Here is a 7,277-nt window from a genome sequence, read left to right as displayed (position 1 = left end):
ACCTTGAACAGAGCGGCGACCTCTACACGGTCCCGGCCCTCCACCAGCGCGGACACCGCAAGCAACCGCACAGCCTCCTGCGCGTCCGGCGACCACGTCCGCGCATCCCCCAACAGATCACTCACACACCGTCAACGAGCCTGAACCCAAAGCGTTTCGGATCAATAGCGCGCAGCCCAACCTGATCAACGAGTATCACCAAAAGGAACTTGGATGAGCACGAGCGCCAGCCTTAAGAACGTTATAGCCACTCAGCTCCTCGAAAGTGATCTCATGTTCTCTCGCCGCTTCCTCGGGAGCGTACTTGCGGACCAGGAAAACTCGGTCATTCCGGCCTTCTGCATGAACAACTACCTCTCGCTCTTCATCCACGAGTCGCATAGGACCCTAAAGGCCATCGACCCGCAGCGAGCGGCGCTCTTGACTTACAGCCACGAAGCCGTGATTGAGAAAGCGCGACACAGCGTCAAGCTGTTCGATGGATCCAAGGTTGGCCACGCTGGCGTCCTCGGTGACTTCACAGCGATCATCTCCGCCGGTCGAGAGAGGTTCCTCAATAACACCTGGTTTCCACCGGCCCGAGTGTTGGAGACCGACCTTGGCGAGTGGCGGTACCGAGGTCGGCTGGTGACGACAACCCAGGTGGCCAGCTTCTTCATGGGCATCCCCACTATCGCTACGTCCGACATCCCTGTCATCGGCCGTACTCTCATGGCCGTGGCTGAGTCCCAAGCGCGCTTTGTGGACCAGGTGACCGAGTCACTGCCGTGGCACGGATCGTCGTTCATGACCGCCATGAACTTCGGAGAGCTCAAGAGCAGGGACCGGCGGTCTGAGCGATACTTCAAGCGCCTCTTCGATCCGGCCCTATCAGATGAGCTAACGGCTTCACTATCCGCCTTTCAATGCTCGCTCAACTTTCTCGACGTGATGTTGTCGGCTGACCAGACAGCTACTTCGGCCGAGACCATGCTCAAACTCAGGTTCATCACGCTCTACCACGTGCTCTCAAGTCTCACTGAGCTCAAGGCCGAGTACGGCAGCAAGCTGAGCAGCACGTCCCTGGACCTCTTGAACGCCATCCTGAGTCATCAGTCGAGCGTCACCATCATGCACGCGGATGGGCGGGGCTTCCGTAACACGCTCGTTCACTACACCCCCGAGGAACGGGTCGTGCCTCGGCTGTCTTTGAGCTTGCCGTACTACGGGCTGGTCGAGGAATACTACCCGGCGCACGACTTCACCACGCTGGGCCAGGAGCTCTGCGAGCACACGACGCGTTTGGCAATGCTTCTCGACGCGTGGGCGCGAAATTAAGCGCACCCCTGTAAATATGAGCCTGCTCAGGAGACAGGGCTCCATGCCTACCTCCTGGAACCGACGACTGCGGCTTTGCCGGATCGCATCCATCGCTCCCGGTGTCGGCTCTACGCTGCGTCATGCTGGTGATCGCTGAGACGCAAGCGGGGGCTCTCGGCCCAGTCCGCACACAGTCCGCAGGACACCCGATCAGGTCCGTCGCGGCCCGCCGCTGCCCAACAGCAAAGGGCCAGGTCAGCGGCCCGCAGGGAAGATCCCCGCAGGTCACCGACCCGGCCCGGCCCGTCACTGGGAGACCAAGAAGGCCCGACCGTCCGCCTTCCGGGTTACACCGGGAGCCCAGGTCGGACGGCATGACAGAGGGGCCCATCCGGGTTGACCGGATGGGCCCCTTCAGCCGTTCAAGAGCGCATGGGAGACAGATGGGAGACGAGGCCACCCAAACCGGCTTCTCCTCTACCCGCAACCTTGCCGGCCCCTTCGGCCAACGACTTCTCCCGGGCCCACGGCCCGGGTGTCCCCGTAAGGGCGGGGGTAGCCTTCTGCGGCGGGCGCCTATGGAGGCCGCCCGCACCACGACGGCGGGCCTCCCCACACCGCTCGTGACACATCACCGGGCCGGCACCGCAGCCGGCAGGCGCTCAGCGGGCTCGACGGCGATGCACGGGACCTGCCGGGGTCATGCGCGGGGCCTGCCGGGTGGCCGGTCAGCGCAGGTCGACGTCGATGACCTGGTAGAAGGCACTGCCGGTGTCGGCGATCTCCCACACGGCCAGGATGACGTGGTAGCCGGTGCGATCAGGCAGCGAAATGGTGTGCTTGGTCGGATTGGGCGCCACCAGATCGCCGCTGTCGGGACCCCAATAGGGCTCGTAACAGAGACGCACCTCGAAGATGGGCTCCTCCTCGAACTGCGAGCGGGCCAGCGGTCGGCTCGGGTCCCAGCCGTCGCGGGTGATGAAGTACTTCCAGCAGCGCGACTTGCGCGGCACATCAAGAGACCAAGTGATATCCAGGTGATGGCCCGACCCGACAGTCGTCTTCTGCCAGTCGGCGCGTGCCTCGTCGAGCTGAGCGGCATGGGCACGGCCCGCGCTGGCGATCTTCCCGTCCGGGGGTGGGGTGCCGTTCACCACGTCGTCGGAGGCTGACGGGTCACGCAGGCCGGGCGCGGTCGCGGGGAAGAACTTGCCCGACTCAAGGTCGCTGGCACGCCAGTCGGCGAGGTAGATCTGCGCGCGGGACGGCGGATCGCACACCAGGCTGTGGCTGGTGTGCGATCCCGGTGCGCCGACGGGACGCTGTGCTTCGGATGCCTCGGTCATGAATGTCCTTACTCGCAGTGGGCATGCGGATGGTCTCTGTCCAGCACCAAGTCGGATGAAACACCCACTCCCTCCCGAGCGATCGTTTGTCGCCACCACACTCCGTGACCTCACGGCGCGCGCCGCCTGCCCCCGGACAGCCTCCTGAGTGGGGCACCCACGTGTGCGGGCAGTCCGTCGTGCGGGGTCTCGTCGCGGACCGTGGTCCATGCAGGCGGTGAAAGCTCGGGGTGCGGGCGGCGCCCCGGCGCACGGCGTGGGCGGGGCCGGTCAACTCCCGTTCGAGCATCCTTCGTTCCTCGTGCCAGCCGATTCCGACTCCGTGCGCAAGTACTGAACTCGCCGGATTCCTACCCCGATTGTGTGCGCGCGCCGGGTGGCCGGTACCTTCTCGATCAACATCGGGAAGGCCACGCGTCGTCATCGGACGGCCTGGCAATCGGTGTTGCGCCGGTACGGGTGCGAGGCGCGACTCATGGACCGCCGAAGCCCGCCCCGGACACCCCGGCGAGGAGCGGCACGGTCCACTCCTCCGCGACGAACACCCAGGCGAAGAACGGAAGATGTGACCAGCGGCTCGATGGGACGCTCGGCGCGTTGACCGCCTTCTCGAACGCGTTGCCGGTGATGATGGCCATACCGACGCGGATTCCGGTACCTCCAGTGGGTGACCCACAAGCCCCCTGGGCGGAATCGGGGGATATAAGTGGACATGCGCATCCGGCGGGTATGCGCTCACGACAGGAGACAGGGATGACCACCCAGGGCTTCACCACGTGTCTGTGGTTCGACGGACAGGCCGAGGAGGCGGCGGAGTACTACCTCTCGGTGTTCAGGGACTCCCGCCGCGGCAGGACCGTGCGCTACACCGACGCCGGGCCCGGACCCGCGGGATCGGTGATGACGGTCGAGTTCGAGATCAATGGCCAGAGGTTCATCGGGGTGAACGGCGGGCCCGAGTTCACGTTCAACGAGGCCGTCTCGTTCCAGATCGGCTGTACGGACCAGGGCGAGGTGGACTACTACTGGAGCCGGCTCACCGACGGCGGCGAAGAGGGGCCCTGCGGCTGGCTGAAAGACCGTTACGGGGTCTCCTGGCAGGTCACCCCCGAGGTGTTGATCGATCTGCTCGCCGACCCGGACGCCGAGCGGGCCGCCCGGACCACGGCGGCGATGATGACCATGAAGAAGCTGGACGTCGCCGCGCTGCGGAAGGCGCACGACGCGGGCTGAGGGGCGAAGCAGGCAACGGGGCGGGGCGTGACGGGGCCGGACCGTGGGGATCGGGTCAGTCCGATGCCGACAAGTGCCGGTGGCTTTCCGGATGTTCGCGCAGATAGGTGGCCAGGTCCTGCGCCGCGTGTCCGGTGAGGGCGGGCACGGCGTCCGAGACCGCGGACATCTCACCGGCGGCGATGGCCTCGTACGACGTCACCCAGCCGGTCACCTCCCAGCCCTCGGCGCCGTAGCGCGCCCGTGAGGCATATGCCTCCTCGTGGGTCTCCGGTAGGTAGGTGATGGTCCGGCCGGTGGCCCGGCCGAGTTGCTCGGCGGCCTCGGCGAGGGTGAACGCCTCGGGGCCGGTGAGGTCGTAGGTCGCCCCGTCGTGGCGGGTGCCGTCGCTCTCGGTGTCGGCGAGGAGTACGGCGGTCGCGGCGTCCGCGACGTCCTCGTGCGCCACCGCCGCCACCCGGCCGTCGCCGCCCGGACCGCGCAGCACTCCGTCGGGGCCGGTCATCGCCGGGAGCGCGGCGAGGTACAAGCTGTCGCGCAGAAACGTGTGGCGGACCTCGGCGACCCGGATGTGCGCCTCGGTGTGCCAGTGGTCCCGGGCGAACGTGAACGTGGCGTCCGGCGCGGCGCCGAGGAACGAGAGGTACACGATGCGTTCGACGCCGACGGCGACCGCCGCGTCCACCGCCGTCGTGTGCTCCCGCACTCGGTCCGGGCTCTCGTGTGCGGAGACGAGGAACAGGGTGTGCGCCCCGGCGAGGGCGCGGCGCATGGCCTCGCCGTCGCCGTAGGGCCCGGGCGGCGCGGCCACGGCTCCGGGCAGTTCGGGCAGCCGGGACGGGTCGCGGCCGAGGAGCCGTACGGGTACTCCGGCGCGTGCGAGGCGCCGTGCGACGCGTCCGCCGACCGCTCCGCTCGCGCCCGTGACGGCGATGACGGGTGCGCCGGAGGGGGCCGCGGAGGATGCGCCGGACGCGGTGCGGTCCGAGCGGCCCGGTTCCGAGGGGCTCATACGGACCCGCCCTCCTCGCTCGGCCAGGGGCGCACCTCCACGACGGCCTCCACCGGGACCGGACCGTAGATGTGCGGGAACTCCTCGGCGCCGGACGCGGCGGATTCGTACCGCACCGGGACCGGGAGCCGGGCCGGGTCGATGACAAGGACCACCAGGTCCTGGTCGCTGACCCCTGCCCGGCTTCCGGCGCCGTAGAGCGTCTCGGCCACCTCGTCGAGCTGGTGCGACAGCGAGCAGTGGATGAAGCCCTCTTCGTGCAGGGTGCGGCCGCGGGTGGACATCTCGTACGTCCCGAGCCCGCGGGCCGCCTCCCACAGGGGGCCTTCGGTGAGGTGCAGCAGCAGTTCGGCCATGGGCCAACGCTACGGGCTGTCCCGTGATCCGTGGTGGATCAGCGCGCGGCGTCGGATGTGACGCACCGTAAGGCGGAAGGGGTACCCGCATACCGGATGCGTGCGGGCACCCCGGCGGTACCCGCATACCGGATGCGTGCGGGTACCCCGGCGACGCTGCGAGGTGCCACGGCCGTCATCGTGCGTCCGCCCGGGATGAGCGGGACAACTCCTAACCGCGCCGGCTCGCCCTCCGTACCATCAGCGTGGCCGCCGATCCGGCGGCGAGCAGCAGGGCCGCGATACCGCCCAGCACCCATTTCCCCTGGTCGAAGCCGGTGTGCGAGAGCGATCCCCCAGGACCGGGCTGGTACAGCCCGCCCCCGGTGGACTCACCGGACCCGCCGGGCATGTACGGCCAGCTGTGGGAGGGGGTGGGCTGGGGACCGGGGCTCGTCGGACTGCCGGTGGGAGCCGGGGTTCCGGTCGGGTCCGGAGTGCCGGTCGTGGAGGTGGGAGTCGGGGTGGGCGTATCGGTCGAGGAGGTGGGTGTCGGGGTGGGCGTGCCGGTCGAGGTGGGGGTGGGGGTCGGCGTGGTCGTGGGCTCCTCGCCGCAGGAGGGCAGGTCCCCCTCGAAGGGGTAGGCGTGCAGTTCCTGGCCGCCCGACTGCCCCTCCGAGGTGTGGGTCAGCGAACCGGCGGTGTAGAAGCGGCCGTTGGTGCCGCTCATCGCGAGCGTCGTCATGCTCGACGGGTTGCCGACCAGCACACTGCCCTGAAACTGCCCGGAGCCCTTCAATCCGATCCCGGTGGCGTCCGGGAAGTTCCACATCAGGCGTTCGCGCAGCCCCGCCTGGGGCAGCGAGCCCATCAGGGTACTGATGGCACGGGTGCCGCCGTAGACGTTGACGAGTACGGTCGCGCCCTTCGGGATGCTCTCGAACCTGATGTCCTGCGCCCCGCCCTGGGCGCTCGCCAGGTCGGCGTCCAGGGCGAAGACCTGGAGCGCGGAGGTGCCGTCGCCCGTGAAGACCGTTTCGAAGCCCGCGTTCTTCACGGTGCCGGTGGTGGGGCGCCGGTGGTCCTTGCCGTCGTCGTACGCGTAGCACTGGCTGGCCCGGGTCAGTTGGTCGCGCAGGCCGGTGTACGGCGCCGCCGCGTCGGGGTCCTTGACCGTGGTCGGGATCACCGTGCCGCTGAGGTTCTGCGCGTGCTTCACCACCCCGTGGTTCACGCCCTCCTCGGCGAGCAGCCGTTCGCCGCTCGCCACGGTCAGGTTCCCACCCACCGTGAGGTAGTCGGAGCCGTTGGGTGGTGGCACCCGGGAGCCGACGCCCGCGACACCGACGTTGTAGATCTGCGAGGCGCCCGGGCGCTTGTCCATGTCGAAGTCGCCGAGGGTGACCACCTTGCCCTCGGCCTCGGCGGCGGCTTCCCGGACCAGGAAGTCACCGCCGACGAACACATTGATGTTGGCATCGTGGTGGGTGACGGTGCCGTTGTGGGGATCGGACCAGTTCGTCGGGCAGTCGCTCCCCAGGCACGGGCCGAGTCCCCCAGGCAGCGGGTCGGCCATGGCCGTGGGCGCAAGCGCGCCGACCATCGCCGCTGCCGCCACCACGGCCACCGCCGCCGCGCGCACGCTTCCGCCGCCGCCCCTACCGATGCCACGTCTGCACGTAGATGTCGCCATACGGAGCAATATGCATCTTATCTGACAAATAATCACCCTGCCACACCGATAGTGATTCAAAACACCCTGAAACGCTCGCGAGCGGCCCGGTCCGGGACGCATTCCGTGCCCGGCGCGGGACACAGGGACGAACAGCCGGCGTGGAAGGCACGCACATGGGTGGCGCGCGCGGGTGAGGGCGACGGATTCCGCTGGTACGGCCGGGTGGTGTCCGTGTCGGGACGGCGCGTGCGGAGCGGTCACCTGCGCGGGTGACGGGCGGTGCGTGCGGGAGCGCGGGTACGGAACCGGGGTACGGCGGGCAGCGCACCGGGAGCGGTCGGGGCGCCGGGGCGAGTGCGGGGCGCCGGGGCGAGTGC

General features: G+C 68.7%; 7 protein-coding genes. 2 read left to right on the top strand and 5 right to left on the bottom strand.

The features are described from left to right. Positions 1 to 213 precede the first annotated feature (213 nt). Positions 214 to 1,317, top strand: a complete 1,104-nt coding sequence (locus ACIHCL_RS22395) for a hypothetical protein (RefSeq protein WP_399864203.1) — start codon at positions 214 to 216, stop codon at positions 1,315 to 1,317. A 710-nt stretch (positions 1,318 to 2,027) separates the two neighbouring features. On the opposite strand, the gene ACIHCL_RS22390 is transcribed toward ACIHCL_RS22395, so the two are convergent. Further along, complete coding sequence (locus ACIHCL_RS22390; protein ID WP_399864202.1) at positions 2,028 to 2,645, bottom strand: lytic polysaccharide monooxygenase auxiliary activity family 9 protein; 618 nt, start codon at positions 2,643 to 2,645, stop codon at positions 2,028 to 2,030. Positions 2,646 to 3,118: 473 nt separating this feature from the next. After that, complete coding sequence (locus ACIHCL_RS22385) at positions 3,119 to 3,283, bottom strand: hypothetical protein (RefSeq protein WP_399864200.1); 165 nt, start codon at positions 3,281 to 3,283, stop codon at positions 3,119 to 3,121. Between the two features lie 115 nt (positions 3,284 to 3,398). On the opposite strand from ACIHCL_RS22385, the gene ACIHCL_RS22380 reads away from it, so the two are divergent. Next, positions 3,399 to 3,878 (top strand): VOC family protein, encoded by a 480-nt coding sequence (locus tag ACIHCL_RS22380; protein WP_399864199.1) that lies wholly within the window; start codon positions 3,399 to 3,401, stop codon positions 3,876 to 3,878. Between the two features lie 55 nt (positions 3,879 to 3,933). Here the strand turns inward: ACIHCL_RS22380 and ACIHCL_RS22375 are convergent, their stop codons facing one another. From ACIHCL_RS22375 to ACIHCL_RS22365, 3 genes are all read right to left on the bottom strand, one after another. After that, positions 3,934 to 4,890, bottom strand: coding sequence for an NAD(P)H-binding protein (locus ACIHCL_RS22375; protein ID WP_399864198.1), 957 nt, complete (start codon positions 4,888 to 4,890; stop codon positions 3,934 to 3,936). After that, a complete protein-coding gene (locus ACIHCL_RS22370) occupies positions 4,887 to 5,246 on the bottom strand; it encodes a DUF952 domain-containing protein (protein WP_399864197.1) in 360 nt (119 codons plus the stop codon). Before ACIHCL_RS22370 ends, ACIHCL_RS22375 begins: the two co-directional genes overlap by 4 nt. A 211-nt stretch (positions 5,247 to 5,457) precedes the next feature. Further along, positions 5,458 to 6,918 carry a choice-of-anchor A family protein gene (locus tag ACIHCL_RS22365; RefSeq protein WP_399864196.1) on the bottom strand — a complete coding sequence of 487 codons (1,461 nt, stop codon included), beginning with the start codon at positions 6,916 to 6,918 and terminating at the stop codon, positions 5,458 to 5,460. Positions 6,919 to 7,277: the final 359 nt, after the last annotated feature.

It is taken from the genome of Streptomyces sp. NPDC052042 (assembly GCF_044548345.1).
In the GTDB taxonomy this organism is placed as follows: Bacteria; Actinomycetota; Actinomycetes; order Streptomycetales; family Streptomycetaceae; genus Streptomyces.
This window is presented reverse-complemented; position numbering and strand designations above follow the sequence as displayed.

What these genes read in the sequence shown, in the direction of transcription:
- ACIHCL_RS22375 (WP_399864198.1), bottom strand. Translation starts at nt 4,890, where the DNA reads ATGAGCCCCTCGGAACCGGGCCGCTCGGACCGCACCGCGTCCGGCGCA.
- ACIHCL_RS22390 (WP_399864202.1), bottom strand. Translation starts at nt 2,645, where the DNA reads ATGACCGAGGCATCCGAAGCACAGCGTCCCGTCGGCGCACCGGGATCG.
- ACIHCL_RS22395 (WP_399864203.1), top strand. Translation starts at nt 214, where the DNA reads ATGAGCACGAGCGCCAGCCTTAAGAACGTTATAGCCACTCAGCTCCTC.
- ACIHCL_RS22370 (WP_399864197.1), bottom strand. Translation starts at nt 5,246, where the DNA reads ATGGCCGAACTGCTGCTGCACCTCACCGAAGGCCCCCTGTGGGAGGCG.
- ACIHCL_RS22380 (WP_399864199.1), top strand. Translation starts at nt 3,399, where the DNA reads ATGACCACCCAGGGCTTCACCACGTGTCTGTGGTTCGACGGACAGGCC.
- ACIHCL_RS22385 (WP_399864200.1), bottom strand. Translation starts at nt 3,283, where the DNA reads ATGGCCATCATCACCGGCAACGCGTTCGAGAAGGCGGTCAACGCGCCG.
- ACIHCL_RS22365 (WP_399864196.1), bottom strand. Translation starts at nt 6,918, where the DNA reads ATGGCGACATCTACGTGCAGACGTGGCATCGGTAGGGGCGGCGGCGGA.